This is a genomic window from Arthrobacter sp. zg-Y877, assembly GCF_030373105.1.
Taxonomy (GTDB): Bacteria; Actinomycetota; Actinomycetes; order Actinomycetales; family Micrococcaceae; genus Arthrobacter_B.
The window spans coordinates 212149-232907 of record NZ_JAUCPU010000007.1; the positions used below are offsets into that span (position 1 = coordinate 212149).

Below are 20759 nucleotides of genomic sequence, written 5' to 3' on the forward strand. Positions count from 1 at the left end.
CCTTCACCCTTCAACGCCGCGGATCGTGTCCGCGTAGACGGAGAGGGGCACCTCGGCCCCCGGTGCGAACAAATCATCCTCGAACGCGAACAGGAAGATCTCCAGGCCGCAGTCCCCGGCGTACCGGACACCGGACTTCAGCTGATCCCGGAGCGGATCCGAATTGGCAGCGCTGCCGGTCCCCGGCTGGGAGGAGGGGCCCGGGTTTTCGCCCATCACCGGATATCCAGCGCTGCGGGCGACGGCAATGGTCCACCGCGACGCCGACCAGTCCTGGACTCCCGGTGTCTCCTCCAGCGGCAGACCGGCATCCTCTCCCCGGCACGTGTCGGTGGGGGGAGATTCGCTGCGGGCGAGAACTGCCGTGGGGTCGCCAAGGCCCGTGATATCGGCAACGATCCTCGCCTCGGGTACGGCATCCTTGAGGGCAGGCAACTGATCCGGGTAGTAGAGCCCGCGTTCAAGGCTTGCATCCCGGTCACCCGTCCCGTCGAGGAGTGCCTGCACCGCGCTCTCGCGGTCCTCGGGCAGCACGCCCCGTCCAGCCAGGGGCAGGTGGAAATCGCCTTCGAATCCAAGCCCTTGCAGCAGCCCGATCTGCCAGGCAACAGTCCGGGCCACCGAGTCCGTGTACCAGTCGAACCAGGTGGAGGCGTCGTCCGCGGTGAACGCCGATCCTGACCACTCCGTGTCGCCCGGCATCCATCCTGGCATCGGCGTGCTCGCCATGCCGTCGGGAAGGCCGTTGCCCGTTTGTGCGGCATCGCTGTAGGCCCAGAAGCTGTTGCGGCCATTCCGGCTGGTCAGAGGCTCGGCGGGGAAACCCAACTCACCTGCCTCGCTGGTTCCCACGCGGATTGCCGTGACACTGTTTTCCGGCAGCAGCTGCACCACTTCCGTGACATAGGTCTCGAAGGCCCAGCGTGCGTCCGCACTGAACATCAGGTTCGGCGCGGCTGACTCGCTGCTCGCGCCGGTCTGGTCGACGAACCGGCCGTCGGGCAGGTCCCGCACCCATTCCGGGGAATATTGGGTCCCCAGCCCGAGGACGACGTCGAATCCGGCGTCCCGGCAGATCTCCAGCATCGAAAAGACCTGCTGCGTGTACGCCGGTGCTGCTGCAGGTGCTTCCGGATGGTAGAGATCCCACCGCAGATCCACGTGGACCACGCTTATCCCGGCCTGCCGGAGTTCGCGGGACCGCACGGAGTCGCACTGCGAGGCGAGGACTCCGAACCGGGTGCCGCCGTCAGCGGCGTCCGGGCCGTCGCCGCGCTGGACCACGACGATGAAACTCCCGACGGCAATCACCGCCAGGAGAGCGATGACGCTCAGCTGCAGCAGTACCCGGGTTTTCCGTCTCGCGGTCAGGGGGTGGGGCATGGTCCTAACGCTCGGTTTCGTAGGTGGCGGACGGGAAACCGATGTTCTCCGCCGCTCCGCTGCGGCGGGTTTCGTCATCGATCTGCCAAATGACGGTGTTCCCGTTGGTGGGTCCCTCTGCGGAGAACACAGGTTGGGCATTGGTTTCGAGCCACTCCAACATGGCCGGCTGCGCGTAGCCGTAGCCCATGGATGTCGGGTGGTCCTGGGTCAGGACGTAGTTTGCATCGTTCGCCTCCAGGAGCGGTGCCGACGGCCACACACCAAAGCGGGAATCGCTTTCGAAAGCGAGCTCACCTGTGCTGTTGGTCACGCTGACGCGGGCGTCCGCCGGAAGGTTCGCGTTCGCCCAGTTCCGTGCCTGGACGAACCCGTTGTCGACGGTGACCATGGCCCGAAGCCCAAAGACCGCGGTGAGTGCCGTTAAGGCGGCGGCGAAAAGAATGACGGGTGTCCGCCAGCTTGGCCGCCTTTCCACCAGTTCAACCGCGTAGACCGCGGTGCTAAGCACACCTGCGACCAGGACGGGGTAGCCGTACTGCTCCTCGAGGGTGCCGAAGGCTGCGCTGTACAAGCCAAAGAGACCGAACATCAGCGCCACCAGGCCCAGCAGGCGCCGCGCGGCGTTGGCGCTGAAGCACAGCAGAAGCCCGGTCAGCGGGGCGAGGGCCAGGAGGAGGTATGAAGATCCGAACTGGCCGATCTGGTCAAGGACCCGGCCTAGAATCCCCGGTGCGCCCTCGGCGTTGAAGCCCGTGGACTGCTCGAGCCCGATTGCGCGGCGCACCCCGCTGCCCTTAGCCCAGAGCCACGTGTCCAGCAACCCGTTGAAGCCGAGTACCAGGAGGTACACCGTGTAGGGGACCAGGGCGGCCGCCACGACGGTGAGGCTGTCACGCACGGCGAGGGTCCGCCGCCACAGGGCGGCGATGAGGATCGGGGCCACGGCGCCGAGGACGAAGACGTCCTTGGTGAGGACCGCGAATCCCAGGAGCAGACCGGCCACTGCGAGGCGCGGCACCCGGTAGCGGGGGGCGTTGCGCTGCATGAGGGACACGAGGACCAGCAACCCGGCGAGCATCACGGCCATGCCGAAGGTCTCAAGGAACACGCGGCTGTTGTTCCGCAGCACGAACGGCTCCAATGTCAGCACCACCGCGGTGATCCAGGCGGCCGGCGTGTTCGCGACCGCACGGACCAGGAGGAAGGCCAGCCCTACGCTGACTGCGCCCAGCACCGCGTTGAGCCAGCGCAGCTGCAGGACGAGGTCCAGGTTGTCTCCGGAGATGCCGAAGACACTGATCACGGCACCCTCGAGCAGGAAATAGCCGGGCGGGTGGAGCATAAACGGGCCGTCCGGCAGGTTGGGGATTTCGCCGAGGCTGACGGAATACCCCAGGCGGGCGTACAGCATCTCGTCCACCCACAGCTCGAATCCGCGGGCCAGGCCCACGGCCCGGGCTCCGAAGGCAACACAGGCCACCACGATGAAACCGAGCAGCCCGCTCCGGGTCGGCCTGAACCGCTCCGGGGCCCGGAGACCTCGCCGCACCGGCCGGGCCGGCTCCGCCTCCCGTTCTGTCTCGGGGGCGCTTGAACGCCGCTGACCTGCAAGGATACCGAAACCTGTCATGAGAACCACCAGAATCCATAGGGGTGGCACGAGACCGGCCACGAGGAGGAGAAGGGACAGTACTGCACCGGCAAGGAGGCCCTGGAGGGCCAGGCGCCGGGTGGAACGGGGGAGGAGCGGAAAAGCGATGATCGCCAGCACCGCGGCGGAAGCGAGCGATGCTGCGGCGGTGCCGACGGCCACACCCGGAACACCACCGACGCTCCAGCCCACCGCCATCCCAGCCGGCAGGAGCACCGTAGCCGCGATGAGGCCAAGCTGGCAGCGCCGGTAGGCGCGCAGGGCCAAAAGGATGGTCGCGAGGACCGTGAGCACCGCGTACCCGAGGCCGGCTCCCGCCAGCCAGGGAAGCAGGGCGATCGAGGGATGGAACTTTTCGGGGAGGACCAGTTCCACGACCGGTGCCGGTACCGTGGCGATGACCACGCAGGCGGCGATGGCCAACAGGCCGAAGGACCGCAGGGCGGACACGAGGATGGATTCCCGGTCCGCACCGGCCCGGCGCAGCAGGGGAAAGGCGACCAGGACCGTGCCTGCGGCAACATAGATGGGGCCCTTGGCGATGGTGGACAAGGCCTGGAAGCCGGCCGCCGCGTCCGTCCCGCCGTCCAGGAAGGACATCACGACGACGTCGGCCCCGGTCAGGACCGTGACGATGCACAGGGTCAGGGCGATGTCGCCGGTTTCCGACCAGCGCCAGCGGTCCCGGAGAACCTGCGGGCGCCATGTGATGTCCCGGTAAAAGGAGCGCGGCACGGCGAGGATCACCAGCGCGCCAAGTGCGAAGCCAAGGACGGCGCCCGTCGCGCCCCAGGCCAGGGCGATGACCAGCACACTGAAGCCGAGCCGGACCAGCACCTCCGCGATTGAGGCGGCCGCGTACCGGACAAACCTCAACTCGCCCTGCAGCCACCCCAGCGGGGCGGCGACGACAAACAGCACGAAGGCGGTCAGTGCGGCGACCAGCGCCAGGACAGGGGATCCGAAGGCCGAGACAACGGCTCCCGTGGTGCCGGCTGCCACGATGCCCGCGGCCACGGACACCGTCAGCGCGAACGCCAGTCCGTCCCGGCGGCCGGCGCTGCCGGCAGCATTAGTTGCCACTGCGTGTGAGAGGGGCAGGGGCACGAGGGCGGAGGAGACGATGCCGACGATGCCCAACAGCATCTGCGCCGCAGCCAGGTTGCTGTACTCCTGGGAGCTGAGGGCATTGGCCATCAGGAGGGTGCAGATGTAGCTGACGACTCCCACTACGCCTGCGGACACGGAGAGCAGACCGCTGTTGTGGGCGACCTCGGAGGCCGCCGACCGCGTGGAGGCGCGCTCCAACTGCTCGGGCACGGCGGTACTCACAGGTAATGCCGACGCGCTCATGTAGCGCGGCTCCGGAAGCCCTTTGGTACGGGCTGGAGGTCGGTGCCGCCCGCAACCGGTGCTGTCGAGGGACCGGTGAGGATGCCTTCGCGGTCTGCGAGGCTGATATCCGACTCGAAGATACCCATCCGGCGCATCACGCCCATCGCATCGGTCTCATCACACCCGTTGAGGAGGATGGCGGTCTGCGGGCCGTCCGTTATGACTTCGTCCGTGGCCCTCAGGGATGTCGACGGGTCGAAGTTCGCCGGTGTGGCGAAACGGACCAATGCGGACATGTCCGAGCGGGCACGACGGCGCTGGGAACGGATTCCCCGCGTAGCCCGCATTTCCTCGATCAGGACCCCCGCAAGGAGTGCTGCGCTCCGGTCCCAGGTGAAGCGGGCCGCCCAGTCGCGGCACGCGGCCGTGATGGAACGTGCCGATTCCACGTCGCCGGTTTCCTTCAGGGCCGTGATGAGTGTGGCTCCGAAGTCCCGGGGCTCGTCCACCAGCCAGCCGGTCTTCCCATCGACCACGGAGTCCCGGATGCCGGGAACCCGCAGCGCGACGCAGGGCACGCCCCAGGCGTTGGCCTCGATGATGGAACAGCCCCACCCCTCCGCTGCGGAGGTGGATGCGGTGATCCAGGCCCGGCTGAGGAGCCCGTCACGGACTGCATTCGGCTGGTATCCGTGGAAGGTGACATTCGAGAGCAGGCCGAGGTCGGCGGCGATCTTATGCAGCCGCTCCCGCTCTGATCCGTCACCGACGATGTTCACGCGGAGGTTCGGTATCGCTTCCACCACGACGGCGATCTGGCCGAGCAGCAGGTCGAGGCGCTTATGTGGGACCAGCCGGCTGACCACGGTGATGGTGGGGTCCGGGTCCCGGGGTCCTACCTCGTCGGGCAGGTCCATCGTGCCGTTGGGCACCACGAAGATGGGGCCCGAGTAGCCCAGGCGGCGCCGAAGTTCCAGGCGGGTGGACAGGGAAACAGCGGCGATGGAGCGCTGGCCGTAGACCACCCGCGCCACGTCCTTCTCGAGGAAACGCCCGACGGCCGCGAGGGGTGGTGCAAACCTGGTGGCGAACTGGTCCTGGTGGACGTGGTGCACCACCTGCACGACCGGCGTCGCCCGTGGCAGGAAGAGCGGCGAAAAGAACGGGATACCGTTCTGGCAGTCGATCACGCCGTCGAACTTGGTGCCGTTGAGGAGCATCCAAAGCGCCGCCCGGCCGTACAGTCCGAGCGGGCCGCCCGCCCGGATGACCGTGATGCCGTCGATTACGTCCTGCGGTGCCTGGTTGCTGCCGCGCCCGGTCACCCAGGTGACCCTGGCCCCTGCCTTGACCCAGCGGACGGCGATCTGGTGCATGTACTGCTCGGCGCCGCCTGATTGGGGATGCCGGATGTCGCGCCAGTTGAGGACCAGCAGATGTTTCCCGGCGAGGTGTGCGGTCGGGGATTTACGGTGATTTTCCATCAGAGTGCCCGCCCCATCTGGTGGACGGCGTGGAAACTCGCCAGACCGTCCCTGACGGGGCGGAAGGTCGAGGCGGGACTGTCGGTCCAGGCCACGGGGAGTTCGACGATCCGTCCGCCCTGGGACTGCATCCGCTGCAGGAGCTCGACGTCGAAGGCGAATCCCATGGTGCGGCATTCGACCAGTGCCCGCTTAGCGGCGGCGAGGTCGAAGAACTTGAACCCGCACTGCGTGTCCGCGATGCCCTGCACCATGCGCCGTGTCATGAAGCGGAAGGCTCCTCCACCGAGGCGCCGGCCGAGCTGCTGGGGCTGGACGAACTCCGCGCCCGGAGCATGACGCGAAGCGATGACGGCTGCGATGCCCGCTTCCAGGAGCGGCATTGCACTCTCGAGTGTGGAGATGGGGGTGGCAAGGTCGGCGTCGATGAAACCTGCGTAGCGTGCACGGCTGCTCAGCAGGCCGCGGCGGACCGCGGCCCCCTTGCCGGGCTGGGAGCACCCGAGGAGGGCGATGTCCACAGACACCGAGCGCGAGAGCTTCCGCACCACGGCGCTCGTGTCATCGGCGCTTCCGTTGTCGACCACCACGATGCGCGAGGTCCACGGCTGTGCATGGAGGAACTCGGCCGTAGCCTCCAGGGTGCCCGGGATGCGCGCGGCTTCGTTGTAGGCCGGGATGACCACTTCCAGGTCGACGGCGGTGCGGGACTGCGCCCTGGCCGGTGCGCTGCCGAGGTCCGCCAGATGCCTGTGGACGACGGGGCGGTGCACCCGATGCTCGGTGCGCCCGTGTGAGTAACCAGTTTCTGTCCCCATAGGGATGCTCCTCGATAATTGATCCGCCAGCATTCCTGCCCGGTTTCGACACGAGCAATCAATCAGTGACGTTAGTAACGCCCGGGAGGCGGGACACGAGTAGTAGTTACGCAACTTAGGCGTTGAGGCACTTGCCGACCCGGTGTTGACTGCCGGCGGAGAGGACAGAAGGCTAGAAGTCGACTATGCCCTGGTCGAGGAGCTCGGCCCGCAGCGCCGGGGCCACCTTCACCTGATATGCGGGCGTCATGTGGACAAGGTCGCGCTTCGTGGGCGTGGTGCCGACGAAGCTGGGGCACCAGTCCTCCGCGCAGAACCACAGTTCCGGATTGACGAAGGAAGCACCTACGGTGTCGGCGAGTTCCATCTCCGCCGTCGCAAAGGTGCGCCACTGGGGATCGATGGTGCCTGCGCAGTACGAGGGCTGGGCCATTTTCGAGTAGCAGTCCGTGATGTCCGTGTAGAGCGGCGGCGGGGCAAGGAAGACCACACGGTCCACGGAGCCGCTGAACCGCTGAAGCATGGTGTCCATGCTTCCCTGCCACTCCTGCGGGGTCATCGGCCGGTTCCAGAACGCGGGGAAACGCGGCTCGTAGGTGTTGGCAATGAAGACGACGTCCGGCTGCAGCTCCTTGATGGCAGCGATGGCCTGGGACTTCCGACGTTCGCAGGCCTGCACTACTTCGGGTTCGGGGTTCTCGATCAACAGATCGGTGAACGTGCAGCCGAAGGTACCCAGGCTGGTCACGTCCCAGTCGTTGCCAGTTCCGAGCGCTTCCCGGAGTGGTGACACCCAGGTCATGGCGATCGAATCTCCGACGACGACGGCGTGGTGCCGGGCGTCCGGATCACCCCAGGTACACCTCTCGACCACGAGACGCCCGGGGCCGCCGCAGGCCGTGATCTCCTTCGGCGCCTCGAGGCCCGCCATGGCATCGTCCAGGGAGGGGCTCAGGTCCGGCCACTCGGTGCTGCCGAGCGCGGTGCGGATCTGCTCCTGCAGGGCCGCCGTCTCCTTCGACACCCCTGCCGGGAGAACGTTTGCCAGGCGGATTTCCTTCTCCTGCGGGGGAATGAAGGGAACCGCGGCAGCGGTCATCAGGGCGGTAACCGCCGCGGCGACGGCAGCCCGCCGGAACCCGGTGCCGCGTGTCACCTCCGTAACCGCCTGAGTGCGGCCGCCGGACAACCACGCAGATCTGCGGACCGGATCCTCGACAAGGTGGAACGAGAACACGGAGGCCAGGAGCATAGCGGCCACACAGCCGACGTAAAACAGCGGCGACCGCTCGACGAAGACCGCCCCGGCAAAGATGATCACCGGGAAGTGCCACAGGTACAGGGAATAGGAGATGTTCCCCAGGTACCCGCTCACGGGGTTGGTAAGGGGAAGGAGGAACCGGTGTTCGCTGGTCCCGGTTCCGGCGAGGATCACGAGGACGGCGCCGGCTACGGGGAGAAGGGCCCAGGGTGCGGGAAATGCTGATGAGGAATCGATGAGGAAGAGACCTGCCGCCATCGCCGCGAGGCCGAGCCAGGCAATCACCGGCCGCAGCCGGGCCGGAAGGCGCGCGCACAGGGGTGCAGTGAAGGCCAGCGCTGCTCCGGCACCCAGCTCCCAGATGCGGGAGAAGGTCGAAAAGTAGGCACGCGTGGGCAGCGACTGGGTCTCCCACACCGCCCAGGCGAGGGAGGCGAGGGAGACCAGCCCGATGACCATGCCCGCACCGAGCCGCGCGTGGTGCCGGCCGCCGCCCCGCCTGACCACCAGGGTCAGGGCCAGCAGCATCACCGCCGGCCAGGCGAAATAGAACTGCTCCTCCACCGAGAGCGACCAGAAATGCTGGAGGGGGGAGACCGGGCCGTTGGCCCGGAAATAGTTGGTACCGGTGGCCGAGAACCGCCAATTCGCGCTGAAGAGCGCGGCGGCGGCGCCATCCTTGAGCGTCTCCATGAAGCGGCCCTGCCCGAAGATCAGGAAGGAGCACGCCAGCGTCACCGCGATCGCGAGTGTGGATGCCGGGAGGATCCGCTTGATGCGGCGACGGTAGAAGTTCGCAAAGGAGATGGAACCGGTCTTTTCGTATTCGCGCAGGAGGAGTCCCGTGATCAGGAATCCGGAAATCACGAAGAAAATGTCGACACCGATAAAACCGCCGCTCGGCCAGCCAACAAGGTGGTCGAGCACGACGACGACCACCGCGACTGCCCTGAGGCCCTGGACGTCCGGCCGGAGGCGTGCGCCCGGAGCTGCGGGGCGGGCGGGCTCACGGCTCTTCAGGGAAGGGAAAGTGGATCGCATCAGCGCCCTCTGGGTTAGGAACGGCCTCCGGATCCTGCCGCATCGACGGTAATGCTAGCGCAACGGTCCGGGGGTCCAGTGAGGGTCCCGGTGGACAAGCCACCATATCCGCTCAGGCCAAGTAGTTTCATGCTCGATTCCGAGTAGTTTCCGCGCTCCGGCGGGGAAAATCGCTCGCCAAACGCGTATCCGCACACCTACTCGTGCCCATCACTCGGGTATGGGGAAAACGAAGCGGCACCCCTGAATCAGGGGTGCCGCTTCGAACGTGTAGGACCGGGCCTAGAGTCCGGATACCTGACGGTTTGCTTCGGTCTGGGCCGGGTTGAACTTCAACACATCGTCCAGGGCCAAGGTACCCGTGGGCTGGTCTTCCTCTTCCAGCAGGTACAGGCGCTGGATGCCGATCACAATGGAGTCGGCCACCGTCTGGCGGAAGACCGGATCGGCGAGGCGTTCGGCGTCGTGCCTATTGCTGAGGTAGCCCAGATCCAGCCCCACGGAGGGGACTCCCGGAACCTTCAGGGTGTCCCAGGTCCGGGCGTGCACCCCAAGGTTGTCCAGATCGGTGCGCGCGCCGAGTTCCTTCATCAGCAGGACAGCGGCGCGGTGGCCAATGGGGGAGCGTGCCTCGCCCGTGCCGGGCAGTCCCCAGTAGTAGGCCGCCATGCCGGAGGCCGCCTGCTGGTCGAGCCAGTCGCAGTGGATGTCCAGGTTCAGGCTGGGGCTGTTCCACCGCGATCCCGGGTCGCGGACCGAGCCGGCCTGCTGCGGGACCAACTGGGCTCCGAACTCCCGCAGGATGCGTTCAACCCGCTCCGCGATGTCCGTGGTGATCAGCACCTCGGTCAGGGGATTCCCGGTGAGGCGTTCGGCGGTATGCGGGGACTCCCGGGGGGAACGGCCGATGTTTACGGAAATGATGCGGCCGCGGAGCGCGGCGGTGGCGCGGTCCAGCCGCTCGTAGTCACGCAGGGCAAAGGCCTGGCTGGGCGAAATGGCCCGGTTGACCCGGGACATTGCCTGCATGGTGTCGCCGTCGCACACGCCGCTGCCCGGCAGCCCGAGGTTCTGCTGCAGTTCAGCCACGGCGTAGCGGGTGCGTACCCCGAAACTGCCGTCGATGTGGCCGTAGTAGAAGCCCAGGTGGGAGAGGTGGCGCTGCAGTTCGGCGACGTCGTCGCCGCGCAGCTGAGCACCCTCAACATAGTCCAGGGTGCGGTCTCCGAACCGGAACTGTGCTTCCGAGAGAGCGCGCTGGGTGTCCGGACCGGCAACGCCGTCCACGATCAGCCCGCGGCTCTGTTGGAACGCGCGGACCGCAGCGTCGACGTGGTCGTCGAAGACAGTCGGATCGGTTACGGCGTCCGGTGCCAGGTAGGACAAGGTGACGCCGGCACGCAGTAACGCTTCTCGAAGCGTCACTACGCGCCGGCTGCAATCCAGCCTCCGCAGGCTTTCACCATGCACAGTCATGAGTGATTACTTCAGGAAAGCCGCGAATTCCTGCTCAAGGACCTGCTTCGGCTTGGCGCCGATGGAGGTCGCCGCTACCTCGCCGCCCTTGAAGACGTACACGGCGGGAATGGAGGTGATGCCGTACTGGGCGGCGATGGCCGGGTTTTCGTCCACGTTCACCTTCACGACGTCCACCTTGTCGCTGTACTGGGCGGCGATGTCGTCGAGGATGGGGGAAAGCATGCGGCAGGGGCCGCACCATTCAGCCCAGAAATCCACGATAACCGGCTTGTCCGCGGTGAGGACGTCGGTACCGAAAGAAGCGTCGGTTACTGCTTTTGCGTTGCTCATGATGTTGCTCTCCTAGCGGGGAATGGAATTAAAGGGCTGCGTGTTCGGAGACAGCCTCGGACGGCGGCGTGGGAACCTCCGCCGCGGTGGAGACGGATCCGCCCAGATCGGCAAGGTAGTGCTCGACGTCGACGGCTGCCACACAGCCGGAGCCGGAGGCAGTGATTGCCTGCCGGTAGGTCGGGTCAATGACATCGCCGGCGGCGAAAACGCCGGGCAGCGAGGTCTTGGAGGTCCGCCCGAGGACGGCGATGGTGCCTTCCTGCGTAAGTTCCAGCTGGCCGCGCACCAGATCGACGCGGGGATCGTTGCCGATGGCTACGAACACGCCGGTGACGTTCAGCTCGGACTCCGAGCCGTCCTTCGTGTTGCGCAGCACCAGGCCGGTGACCTTATCCTCGCCGCGGATGGCCGCAACTTCCGAATCCCAGGCAAACCGGATCTTCTCGTGGGAGAGGGCCCGCTCCTGCATGATCTTGGAGGCACGCAGGCTGTCCCGGCGGTGCACCACGGTCACGGAAGCGGCGAACTTGGTGAGGAAGAGTGCTTCCTCCAGTGCAGAGTCACCGCCGCCGACGACGGCGATGTCCTGGCCCTTGAAGAAGAAACCGTCGCAGGTGGCACACCAGCTGACGCCGCGCCCGGAGAGCCGCTTCTCATCCGGCAGCCCCAGTTCCCGGTAAGCGGAACCGGTCGAGATGATGATGGCGCGGGCACGGAAGGTTTCTCCGGTGCCGATGGTGACCGTCTTGATGTCGCCGGTGAGGTCAACCTCGGTCACGTCCTCGAAGAGGATTTCGGTGCCGAAGCGGGCAGCCTGCTTTTCGAAGTTGGCCATCAGGTCCGGACCCATGATGCCTTCGGGGAAGCCGGGGAAGTTCTCCACATCGGTGGTGTTCATCAGCTCGCCGCCGGCAGTGACGGAGCCGGCGATCAGGAGCGGCTTCAGGTTGGCACGGGCCGCGTAGACGGCAGCGGTGTATCCGGAGGGGCCGGAGCCGACGATGATGACCTCGCGGACGTCGCCGGCAGCAGCGGCGCCGTCGGTGGTGGCTACGGGGTTTACGGTGCTCACGGGGAGTGTTCCTCTTCCTTGTTGAACTACGGGATCGAGCTACAGCGGAGATCGAATCCCTGGGGTCGATTCCTCTATGGTCCACACGGCACAACCATTACCGGTTCCAGCTTATTCCGGGGGCCTGCTCGGGTCATGCTGATCGCGGCCTGGCGGCCGGTTTGAAGCGGAGGGGTCAGGACACGCCGATTTCGGCGATCCTCAGTCCCCAGGGGTACGCGGCCTGGACGCCGTTGAGGCGCGGCAGCTGCGTGAAGTTGACGATGACGTAACGGGCAGTGGCTGGCTGTCCGTCCACCTTGGGCACCGGAATGCTCGTGGTGGGACCGGTAAAGCCGCTTTGGGCCACCGATGTCGCACCGTTCAGGTCGGGGGTGTCGTTGAGCATGATGGAGAAGCTGCCCCCCGAAGAACCGTTCATCTGGGTGATGTCGACCTCGTTGACCTCAGAGTCGGCACCAAGGTCCACCACCATCGCCAGGCTCGTGGCGAGCCCGCCGAAGGTATCGCTGGCGTAAACGTAGCTGGACCAGTACGAGGAAGGGTTGCCGTCGATCATCTGGGGCAGGGCGCCGTCATTGGCGGAGTCCAGCTGCGGATTACCCGGTACCAGCCGCGTGATGCCCGCTATCTCCGCTGCCGGTGCGGGTTCGGCCGCGCTGGCGCTCGGGGCCGGAGCAGCGTCCTGGGTCGGTTCAGTGGTAGCGCCGGCCTCGGGGTCGGCACCGAACAGTTCCCCCAACTTGCCCAGCTGGGAAACCGCGAGAACCACGGCAACAACGAGCACGAGGCTGAGGACGGCGCCGATGAGGATGCGCCCGGGTTTGCGGTTCGGCTTATCCCCGTCGTCATAGTCCTCATCGGGGTCCCCATATCCGCCGTCGTAGCGGTCGCCGTCGTCGTAGCTGCCGGCGGCAAGGGCGGACTTGGGGAAGGTCGACGCCGAACGGCCGTTGCGCTGCGGCACGGCGGCAGCCTGCGGTTCGTCATCTTCCCACTTGGTGACCTTGGCTGCCGGTGCGGTGGGGGCGGACTGCTTGGGCCGGACTGCGGGCGGTGCAGGAACAGTGGCACCGCCGGAGACTGCTTCGCCCCGGGCATCCGCGGCAGCGGCGCCGGCGACAGCGCCGGCTGCGGCACCCGTGCGGCCGAACTTCGGCAGCCGGGGCTTGTTGGCGCCGGAAAGCAGCGGCCGGCGGGGAGCGGGGTCCTCGTACTCGACGTAGCGGTCATCTTCAACGACTTCCGGTTCCCGGGAGCGCGCTACACCAAAGATTTCGGACCCCAGGGTGTCGGTGAAGAACGGCTCCACGTAGGGGCCATCCCGCTCGATAACCAGGTCCAGCAGATCAGCGGCGTTGGCATTGTTGGTGATCAGGTAGGTGCGGCCGTCGCTGACGCCCAAATCCAGCACCTGGACATTTCCGTGGCGTTCACCGGTGGCGATTTCACGCGCGCTTGCCGAGACCTGGCTGGCGTTCACGGGGGCGGCCAGCAGGATGCTCACGGAACGGTTCAGGACCTGGTCCACACCATCGAGCACCAGATCCTGCTCCGCCGAGGCAAGCACCAGTGCGGTCACCTTGTAACGGCCGCCCAGTACTGAACCGACGTCTACCGACTGTGGCACGTGTTCCTCCAATGAAAACGGCAATCAAAATGAAAACGGCAATCAACATGAACGGCGATGAACTGCGTCATGCTTAAATGTTCTGCTTGAATCTGGATGTTCGTTCATGGACACCGAACGCGGCCGATTGCCGCAGCCCTGAACTGCCTGCTTTGTTCCCATGCTACCTGTGACACCGGCCAATGCCGGAGTCGGCACTTTAGGCAGTCCGGCGGAGTTTGGCAAGGATCGGGCGGAGGAAAGCGTCCAGCTCGGAGACCCGCAACACCCGAAGCAACACGTAGTACACGCCGGCCATCAAGGCACCGCAGACCACCATCACCACGGTGGCGGCGGCCAGGGACTGCCAGGCGAAGCCCTCCACCGTGTATCCGCCCATCAGCCAGAGCGCTGCCGCACCGGCAGCGGCCGCGCCGAGTGCGGCAGCCACGAGACGGATATGGACGTCCACGACGTGCCCGGCGCCGTAGTCGCCCAGGCTGCGCTTAAGGAAGATATGGCTGACCGTGACCGCGCCAATATTTCCAAGCGAGTAGGCGATGGCCAGTCCGAAGATGATCCTGTCCGGCGGCAGGGCCGCCGCGCACGCGGCCAGGGCCAGGCCGAACGCGGACAGGATGATCTGCATGATCAGCGGTGTCTTGGCGTCCTCGTCTGCGTAGAACGCGCGGTTCATGAGGAAGGAGGCACTGAGGAACGGTGCCGTCACGGCGAGCAGTACCAGCACCTGTGCCTGCAGGGTGGCCGAAATGTTGGACCCGCCGCTGAACCAGATACTGATGGGCCCGGCAAGCACAATCAGGACCGCGGAGCAGAACACTGTGGCCACTCCGATGGCCCGCAGCCCCTGCGACAGGGTGGCGCGGACCTCGTCGTAGTTCTTTTCCGTGTACGCGTGGGACATCTGGTTGAACAGCACGGTGGCCAGGGACAGCGTGATGATGGAATGCGGAATGATGTACAGCATCGACGCGGTTTCCAGGTTCAGCTGTCCGGCAATCTCGCGGCCCATAGCCAGGTATTCCGGCCGGGCGTCCGTGGCGATCGTGGCTACGCGGGTGTAGACGAGGTAGGCGCCGTTACCGATCAGCATGGTGAGGATGGTCCACTTGGCCACCCGGCCGGTCTGGCGCAGCCCCACGCCCCGCAGGCCGAAGGAGGGGCGCAGTCCCAGCCCTAGCCGGCGAAGCGGGAACAGCAGGACCGCAGCCTGCAGCACGATGCCGAGCGTGGTGGAGCCGGCCAGGATCAGTGTGGCCTGCGGGGTCCAGTTCTCCGGCGAGAACGACGACGTCTCCTCCCGGCCGATCATCGAGATGAAAACAAGCAGCCCGGCGATGGTCACGATGTTGTTCACCACCGGTGCCCACATATAGGCGCCGAAGCGTCCGTTGGCATTGAGCACCTGCCCAATGAGCGCGTAGGCACCGTAGAAGAAGATCTGCGGGAAGAGCCAGTAGGCGAAGCTGGTGGCCAGCGGCAGCTGGTCAGCTCCCAGGGACAGGACGATGCGCAGGATTACGGGTGCCGCGAGCGTGGCCACAAGGGCAAGGACCGCCAGCACCAGGAGACTGAGGGTCAGGATGCGGGAGACATACTCCGCTCCCCGGTCCGGCTGCCTGCTGGCCTTGATGATCTGCGGGACCAGGACGGCGTTGAAGACGCCGCCGGCCACCATGAGGTAAATGAAGTTCGGCAGCACATTCGCCGAGCTGAAGACATCACTGACCAGCCCGGTACTGCCGATGGCGACAGCCAGCAAAGCGGTGCGGACCAAGCCAAGGAGACGGGATACCAGGGTGCCAGCTGCCATCACGGCGCTGGAACGCGCGGTACTGGGGGCTATATTCTTTTCGGCCATCGTGACCCTATGTTCTCACTTGCAGTCCGGATTGCTTGAACCGGGGACCGGGTCCGGGCGGCGCCGGAGGCAGCGGTCAGAGGTAGCGCGGAAGGATTTCGCGGGCCAGGTCGGCAATGCGCCGCTCATTGGGGAAGGAGAGCCGCCGGCCCAACTCCGCCAGGGGGACCCACGCGACATCCACGGCTTCGTGATCCGGATCATTCTCGATGGTCAGATGCCCGCCGCAGGCTTCCAGGAGGAAATGATGGACCGTCTTGTGCACCCGGTGCCCGCTGACCGTAAACCAGTAGTCGATGCTGCCCAGCGCCGTGAGGATGCGGCCGTCAATACCCGTTTCCTCAGCGATCTCGCGGACGGCGGCGGCCTGGTTGTCCTCGTCGTTCTCGGGATGGCCCTTCGGCAGGCACCACTCCAGCCGTCCGCCGCGGTTCAGGCGCGCGATGATGGCCACCTGCAGCTGCCCGGTTGAGGTATCCACCACAATCCCGCCGGCGGAAACCTCTTCCACGGTGGGGAGGGGGGAATGTACCGTATGCGCACCGGCGCCGCCCATTGACGCTGTCAACGGGGTCCGCTTAGGGGCGCTCGGTACGGGATGGGCCATACTCCCACTGTAACGATCTTTGTCCGGGGATGATGACTGTTGGGCGGGCCGCCGGAGAGGACGCGGGAACGCCCGGCGTGTCCGCGCCCTTGCCGGGACCGGTTGTCGGTCCGGCGCTGTTTTATCTGGCACGCTTAAAGGACTATGGTGCACCTTTTTGATAGTTCGGCCTTGAAGTCCCCGTTACCCGCCGTGATCCCGGAGCTGGGTGCGCGTTTCGAGGACGCCGGGTACGAGCTTTCCCTTGTTGGCGGTCCCGTCCGCGACCTGTTCCTGGGCCGGGTTTCCCCGGACCTGGATTTCACCACCAACGCGCGCCCGGACGACATCATCAAGGTCATCAAGGGCTGGGCCGACACCTACTGGGAGATCGGCCGGGAGTTCGGCACCATCGGCATGCGCAAGGACGGCTTCCAGGTGGAGGTCACCACGTACCGGGCCGACGCCTACGACCCCGACTCCCGCAAGCCCGCCGTCGCCTTTGGCGACAAGCTCGAAGACGATCTGTTCCGCCGCGACTTCACCATGAACGCGATGGCCCTCCGGCTGCCGTCCATGGAACTGGTGGACCCCTTCGGTGGAGCCCGCGACCTGCACGACGGCATGGTGCGCACCCCCGGTGCGCCATCGACGTCGTTCTCCGACGATCCGCTGCGCATGATGCGCGCCGCCCGCTTCGCCTCCCAGCTGGGTGTGGAAGTGGCCCCGGATGTTTTCGAAGCGATGCGGGAGATGGCCGGGCGGATCGGGATTATCTCCGCCGAACGGGTCCGGGACGAATTGACCAAACTGATCTGCGGCAAGGCCCCGTGGACAGGCGTGGACCTGCTGGTGGAAAGCGGATTGGCCGACCATGTCCTGCCCGAGGTGGCCGCCCTGCGGCTCGAAGTGGACGAGCACCACCGGCACAAGGACGTTTACCAGCATTCACTGACGGTCCTGCGCCAGGCCTGCGCACTGGAAACCGGTACCGACGGTCCCGTTCCGGGACCGGACTTCGTGCTGCGGTTCGCGGCCCTGATGCACGACGTCGGAAAGCCATCCACGCGCCGCTTCGAGCCGGGCGGCTCGGTGAGTTTCCTGCACCACGACGCGGTGGGGGCCAAGCTCACTGCCAAGCGGATGAAGAACCTGCGGTTCGACAACGACACCATCAAGGCGGTCGCCCGCCTGGTGGAACTGCATATGCGTTTCTACGGCTACGGTGACGCAGGCTGGACGGATTCGGCGGTGCGCCGCTACGTGAACGATGCCGGTCCGCTGCTGCAGCGGCTGCACCGCCTGACGCGGTCCGATGTCACCACACGCAACCGGCGCAAGGCCGAGCGCCTGGCTTTCGCCTATGACGACTTGGAACAGCGGATCGCCGCGCTCGCCGAGCAGGAGGAGCTGGCCTCGATCCGGCCGGACCTGGACGGCGAACAGATCATGGCCCTGCTGCAGATCCGGCCCGGCCCGGTGGTGGGCCGTGCGTACCGGTTCCTGCTGGAGGAACGGATGGAGAACGGTCCCCGCACCGAAGCCGAGGCAGCGGAACTGCTTCGCGGCTGGTGGGCTGAACAACCGGAAAACCAGGTTGCCGGCCCCGCAACACCTGATACAACGGAAAAGGAACCCCTCGGGGAACCGGGCGAACCACGGACGAACAAGGACGGCAAATGAGCAACGGGGAAAACTTCGGACCGGCAGTTCCGGACCTGACGCCGTCCGGAACCCGGCTGCCCCGGCTCTGGCTCCTGCGCCACGGTGAAACGGAATGGTCCCGCGAGGGCAACTACACCGGCCTGACCGACATACCCCTGACGGCCGAAGGTGAGGCACAGGCCGCGGCCGCGGGGGCGAAGATCGGACCGGTGACGTTTGACCGGGTCTTCACCTCCCCGCTGATCCGTGCCCGCCGCACCGCGGAACTGGTGGGCTACCCCGACGCCGAAGTGCTTCCGCATGCGCACGAGTGGGATTACGGGGATAACGAGGGCCGCAACAGCCGGCAGGTCCGCGAGGAGAATCCGGGCTACCTGATCTGGAAGGACGGCGTGCCCAACGGGGAGACCCTGGCGCAGGTGGCCGAGCGGGCGGACCGCATCATCTCAGCCGTCCAGGCCGGAAGCGGCACGGCCATGGACCGGAACCCGGAGGCAATGCCGGTGGAGAAGGTCCTCCTGGTGGCCCACGGACATTTCCTGCGCATCCTGGCCGCCCGCTGGCTGGGTCTGGCCCCCGAGATGGGCCGGCATTTCGCGCTGAGCACCGCTGCGGTCTGCACCCTCGGGTGGGACAAGCGCACCCCCGCCGTCGTCGGCTGGAACCTCTAATACGCAGAGGGCACGCGTGCCTAACGCACCGGCAATAAAAAATTCCGGTGAATTTACAAAAAGTGCTTGGCACGGACCTGGGTTTTGTTGTACCTTTCTTTTGCGGGCACTTCATGGCCCGCAAAAGACCGAACCGGACGTGCAGGCTTAGTTGAGCTTATTGGGCTTACCGAGCTGCAGCCTGCATCAGCGTCCAGTACCCCGCGTACCGCGAACAGGAGGTGGAGATTGATGAACACTAATGGAATTCACATCGTAGTGACCGGTGGCAAAACCGGCGGCAATCTCCGGCGATCCTTCCGGACCCCACGGGTGCCATCCTCGGTCCTCTCCGGCGGGCATATAGCCTCCACCGGGGTTACCGCGGCTGCTTCCTGGCCGGCCGCTTCAGCCTAAACGCCGCCGCCCGGCAGGCCGTCTGCCGTCTGCGCCACCGGCGCGAGCACCACGCACCTTCATCCGGCACCACACTCCGTTCCGGCACCCCTGTTTCGAAGGGGGCTGGACGGCTGCATGTGGTTCAGGTTTGGTGCGGGTCAATCGCCGGCATTCCCTTTGAAAGATATCGCGGCGTCATGGTCGGGTATTTTCCCGCAAATCGCCTGAACGTCTCTTTGATGTCTTTTATTGGTTTCTAGCGTCATTTCGACGCATCTTTTATCTGTTTATTGTTTTGCGCCTTTGTGGTGCTTCCCTGTCGGAGATTCCCATGTCTGAATTCCCCCTGCCCAATACCGTCATGCCCAAAAGCAACCAATTCACCCCACGAGCAGCATTCGCCCCACGCACAGCGAAGGGGGTGTACCCAATGCTCAAGCGACTACGGAGCTCCTACCTCCGTTCCAGCGCCGTCCGTGATGCCCGGATGGACGCGGCCCTGTGTGGCCCCGAAGGCCATCTGCTCCTGCATTACTTCCATTCCGTCAAGTGATCTCAGTCTCAAACAGCTCGGAACCAGGCGGATCCAGCCGCACTGCCCGGCACCTCCAAGCGAGGTGCCGGGCAGTGCTGTGCCGGGCCTTCCGCGGCGGGGGCCGGACGTGTTCTGGGTGACAGGAAACAAAGCCCAGCCGCGTGACGTTATAAAGTCGATAGAGAAAATACCTGTAAGGAAGGGAGCGAAGTGCCCCAGGTCAACCGTGTGGCCATGCTCTCCCTCCATACCTCCCCCCTCGAGCAGCCTGGCTGCGGCGATGCCGGCGGCATGAATGTGTATGTCCGCTCCGTTGCCCTGGAACTGGCACGGGCCGGGACCGAGGTCGAGATCTTTACGCGCGCCACGGACCCCCTGCAGAGCGCCGACGTCGAGCTGGCTCCCGGGGTGAAGGTCCGCCACGTGACCGCCGGCCCTGTCTGCAAGGTTCCCAAGGAACGGCTGCCCTACCTGGACCTGGCGTATGCGGTGGCCGAAGCGCAGCCATTCCTGCTCGACGGCGGATTCGACGTTGTGCACTCCCACTACTGGGTATCCGGAACGGCGGGATTATCCGTTGCCCAGCAATGGGACCTGCCACTGGTGCACACCATGCACACCATGGCCCGCGTCAAGAACCTCCAGGCCCAGCCGGGGGAGGAACCCGAGCCGCAGATCCGCATTGACGGCGAGCAGCAGGTAGTTCACGGTGCCACCCGGCTGATCGCCAACACCAGCACCGAGGCAGCGGAACTCGAAGCACTCTACGGCGCCGATCCCGCAGCCGTCGACGTGGTGGCACCCGGCGTGGATCTGAACGTCTTTTCGCCACGGGGGAGGCCGGGGGTGCAGGCGGGCCGGGGGTTCCTCCCCGGAGTTTTCCATGTGGTCTTTGCCGGCCGGATCCAGCGTCTGAAGGGCCCCCAGATCCTGGTTGAGGCGGCCGCCGAGCTGCGGCGCCGCCGCCCGGACATTCCCCTCCGTGTGAGCATCCTGGGTGCCGGCAGCGGATCCTCCGTACTTGACCTGGCACCGATGATCCGCCGGCTGGGCCTGCAGGACACCGTGTCCCTGCGTCCGCCGGTCGAACCGCACCAGCTAGCCGACTGGTTCCGTGCCGCCGACGTCGTGGCCGTGCCTTCGTTCAGCGAATCGTTTGGACTGGTTGCCCTCGAGGCCCAGGCCTGCGGCACCCCCGTCCTTGCCGCCAACGTGGGCGGGCTTCCCAAAGCCGTGCGTAACGGCAGGAGCGGCATCCTCGTCGACGGCCACGCTCCCAGCCGGTGGGCCGCCGAACTGGAGGCCCTCTACGACGGCACCGAACGCCGTCGGACGCTCGGTGAAGGGGCAGCGGTCCACGCCCAGGCGTTTGGCTGGCGGCGGACGGCCATGCTGACGGCGGAAAGCTACCGGGAGGCGGCGGACCTGTTCGCGCGCCGTGCGGTCCGTAAATAACCGCAGGGCCTAAGTTGCCCCACGGCAGCGCCGGCGGGACCTTCAGGGGCCACCCGCACCCGACCTGCTGATAGTTTGGCTTCCATCCAAGCACCAATGGCCGTCGAGGCGACCCGTT

At 66.2% G+C, this 20759-nt stretch carries 15 protein-coding genes; 4 read left to right on the plus strand and 11 right to left on the minus strand.

Translation table 11 applies throughout. The annotated features are described in order from the left end of the window. Positions 1-3: 3 nt before the first annotated feature. The 11 genes from QNO03_RS11840 to QNO03_RS11890 form a co-directional block, all read right to left on the minus strand. The gene (locus QNO03_RS11840) at positions 4-1383 is read right to left on the minus strand and encodes a hypothetical protein (protein WP_289603426.1); all 1380 of its coding nucleotides are present in this window, start codon (positions 1381-1383) and stop codon (positions 4-6) included. Between the two features lie 4 nt (positions 1384-1387). Beyond that, the gene (locus QNO03_RS11845) at positions 1388-4369 is read right to left on the minus strand and encodes a glycosyltransferase family 39 protein (protein ID WP_289603427.1); all 2982 of its coding nucleotides are present in this window, start codon (positions 4367-4369) and stop codon (positions 1388-1390) included. 17 nt (positions 4370-4386) lie between these two features. Further along, positions 4387-5856, minus strand: coding sequence for a glycosyltransferase family 4 protein (locus tag QNO03_RS11850; RefSeq protein WP_289603428.1), 1470 nt, complete (start codon positions 5854-5856; stop codon positions 4387-4389). Further along, positions 5856-6674 carry a dolichyl-phosphate beta-glucosyltransferase gene (locus QNO03_RS11855; RefSeq protein ID WP_229945904.1) on the minus strand — a complete coding sequence of 273 codons (819 nt, stop codon included), beginning with the start codon at positions 6672-6674 and terminating at the stop codon, positions 5856-5858. Before QNO03_RS11855 ends, QNO03_RS11850 begins: the two co-directional genes overlap by 1 nt. 172 nt (positions 6675-6846) lie before the next feature. Continuing rightward, positions 6847-8976: an acyltransferase family protein gene (locus QNO03_RS11860; RefSeq protein WP_289603429.1), complete on the minus strand. Its 2130-nt coding sequence runs from the start codon at positions 8974-8976 to the stop codon at positions 6847-6849. Between the two features lie 282 nt (positions 8977-9258). Next, a complete protein-coding gene (locus QNO03_RS11865; RefSeq protein ID WP_289603430.1) occupies positions 9259-10401 on the minus strand; it encodes a peptidoglycan-binding protein in 1143 nt (380 codons plus the stop codon). 57 nt (positions 10402-10458) lie between these two features. Next, a complete protein-coding gene (trxA, locus tag QNO03_RS11870; RefSeq protein WP_229945911.1) occupies positions 10459-10785 on the minus strand; it encodes a thioredoxin in 327 nt (108 codons plus the stop codon). A gap of 28 nt (positions 10786-10813) precedes the next feature. Then, positions 10814-11860, minus strand: coding sequence for a thioredoxin-disulfide reductase (gene trxB / locus QNO03_RS11875; protein ID WP_229945913.1), 1047 nt, complete (start codon positions 11858-11860; stop codon positions 10814-10816). Between the two features lie 175 nt (positions 11861-12035). Further along, positions 12036-13490, minus strand: coding sequence for a discoidin domain-containing protein (locus tag QNO03_RS11880; RefSeq protein WP_289603431.1), 1455 nt, complete (start codon positions 13488-13490; stop codon positions 12036-12038). A gap of 199 nt (positions 13491-13689) precedes the next feature. After that, entirely contained in the window at positions 13690-15351 is a 1662-nt protein-coding gene (gene murJ / locus QNO03_RS11885) for a murein biosynthesis integral membrane protein MurJ (protein WP_289603432.1), read from the minus strand. Positions 15352-15427: 76 nt separating this feature from the next. Further along, positions 15428-15958 carry an NUDIX hydrolase gene (locus QNO03_RS11890; RefSeq protein WP_229945920.1) on the minus strand — a complete coding sequence of 177 codons (531 nt, stop codon included), beginning with the start codon at positions 15956-15958 and terminating at the stop codon, positions 15428-15430. A gap of 144 nt (positions 15959-16102) precedes the next feature. On the opposite strand from QNO03_RS11890, the gene QNO03_RS11895 reads away from it, so the two are divergent. From QNO03_RS11895 to mshA, 4 genes are all read left to right on the plus strand, one after another. Beyond that, on the plus strand, positions 16103-17620 hold the full coding sequence (locus QNO03_RS11895) for a CCA tRNA nucleotidyltransferase (RefSeq protein WP_289603433.1): 1518 nt from the start codon (positions 16103-16105) through the stop codon (positions 17618-17620). Then, on the plus strand, positions 17617-18273 hold the full coding sequence (locus QNO03_RS11900) for a histidine phosphatase family protein (RefSeq protein WP_229945925.1): 657 nt from the start codon (positions 17617-17619) through the stop codon (positions 18271-18273). The genes QNO03_RS11895 and QNO03_RS11900 overlap by 4 nt, the downstream gene beginning before the upstream one ends. A gap of 808 nt (positions 18274-19081) precedes the next feature. Then, positions 19082-19204 carry a hypothetical protein gene (locus QNO03_RS11905; RefSeq protein ID WP_269437777.1) on the plus strand — a complete coding sequence of 41 codons (123 nt, stop codon included), beginning with the start codon at positions 19082-19084 and terminating at the stop codon, positions 19202-19204. Positions 19205-19396: 192 nt separating this feature from the next. Then, on the plus strand, positions 19397-20641 hold the full coding sequence (gene mshA, locus QNO03_RS11910; RefSeq protein ID WP_229945927.1) for a D-inositol-3-phosphate glycosyltransferase: 1245 nt from the start codon (positions 19397-19399) through the stop codon (positions 20639-20641). Positions 20642-20759 lie beyond the last annotated feature (118 nt).

What these genes read in the sequence shown, in the direction of transcription:
- QNO03_RS11840 (WP_289603426.1), bottom strand. Translation starts at nt 1,383, where the DNA reads ATGCCCCACCCCCTGACCGCGAGACGGAAAACCCGGGTACTGCTGCAG.
- QNO03_RS11850 (WP_289603428.1), bottom strand. Translation starts at nt 5,856, where the DNA reads ATGGAAAATCACCGTAAATCCCCGACCGCACACCTCGCCGGGAAACAT.
- QNO03_RS11855 (WP_229945904.1), bottom strand. Translation starts at nt 6,674, where the DNA reads ATGGGGACAGAAACTGGTTACTCACACGGGCGCACCGAGCATCGGGTG.
- QNO03_RS11860 (WP_289603429.1), bottom strand. Translation starts at nt 8,976, where the DNA reads ATGCGATCCACTTTCCCTTCCCTGAAGAGCCGTGAGCCCGCCCGCCCC.
- trxA (WP_229945911.1), bottom strand. Translation starts at nt 10,785, where the DNA reads ATGAGCAACGCAAAAGCAGTAACCGACGCTTCTTTCGGTACCGACGTC.
- murJ (WP_289603432.1), bottom strand. Translation starts at nt 15,351, where the DNA reads ATGGCCGAAAAGAATATAGCCCCCAGTACCGCGCGTTCCAGCGCCGTG.
- QNO03_RS11890 (WP_229945920.1), bottom strand. Translation starts at nt 15,958, where the DNA reads ATGGCCCATCCCGTACCGAGCGCCCCTAAGCGGACCCCGTTGACAGCG.
- QNO03_RS11895 (WP_289603433.1), top strand. Translation starts at nt 16,103, where the DNA reads ATGGTGCACCTTTTTGATAGTTCGGCCTTGAAGTCCCCGTTACCCGCC.
- QNO03_RS11900 (WP_229945925.1), top strand. Translation starts at nt 17,617, where the DNA reads ATGAGCAACGGGGAAAACTTCGGACCGGCAGTTCCGGACCTGACGCCG.
- QNO03_RS11905 (WP_269437777.1), top strand. Translation starts at nt 19,082, where the DNA reads ATGCTCAAGCGACTACGGAGCTCCTACCTCCGTTCCAGCGCCGTCCGT.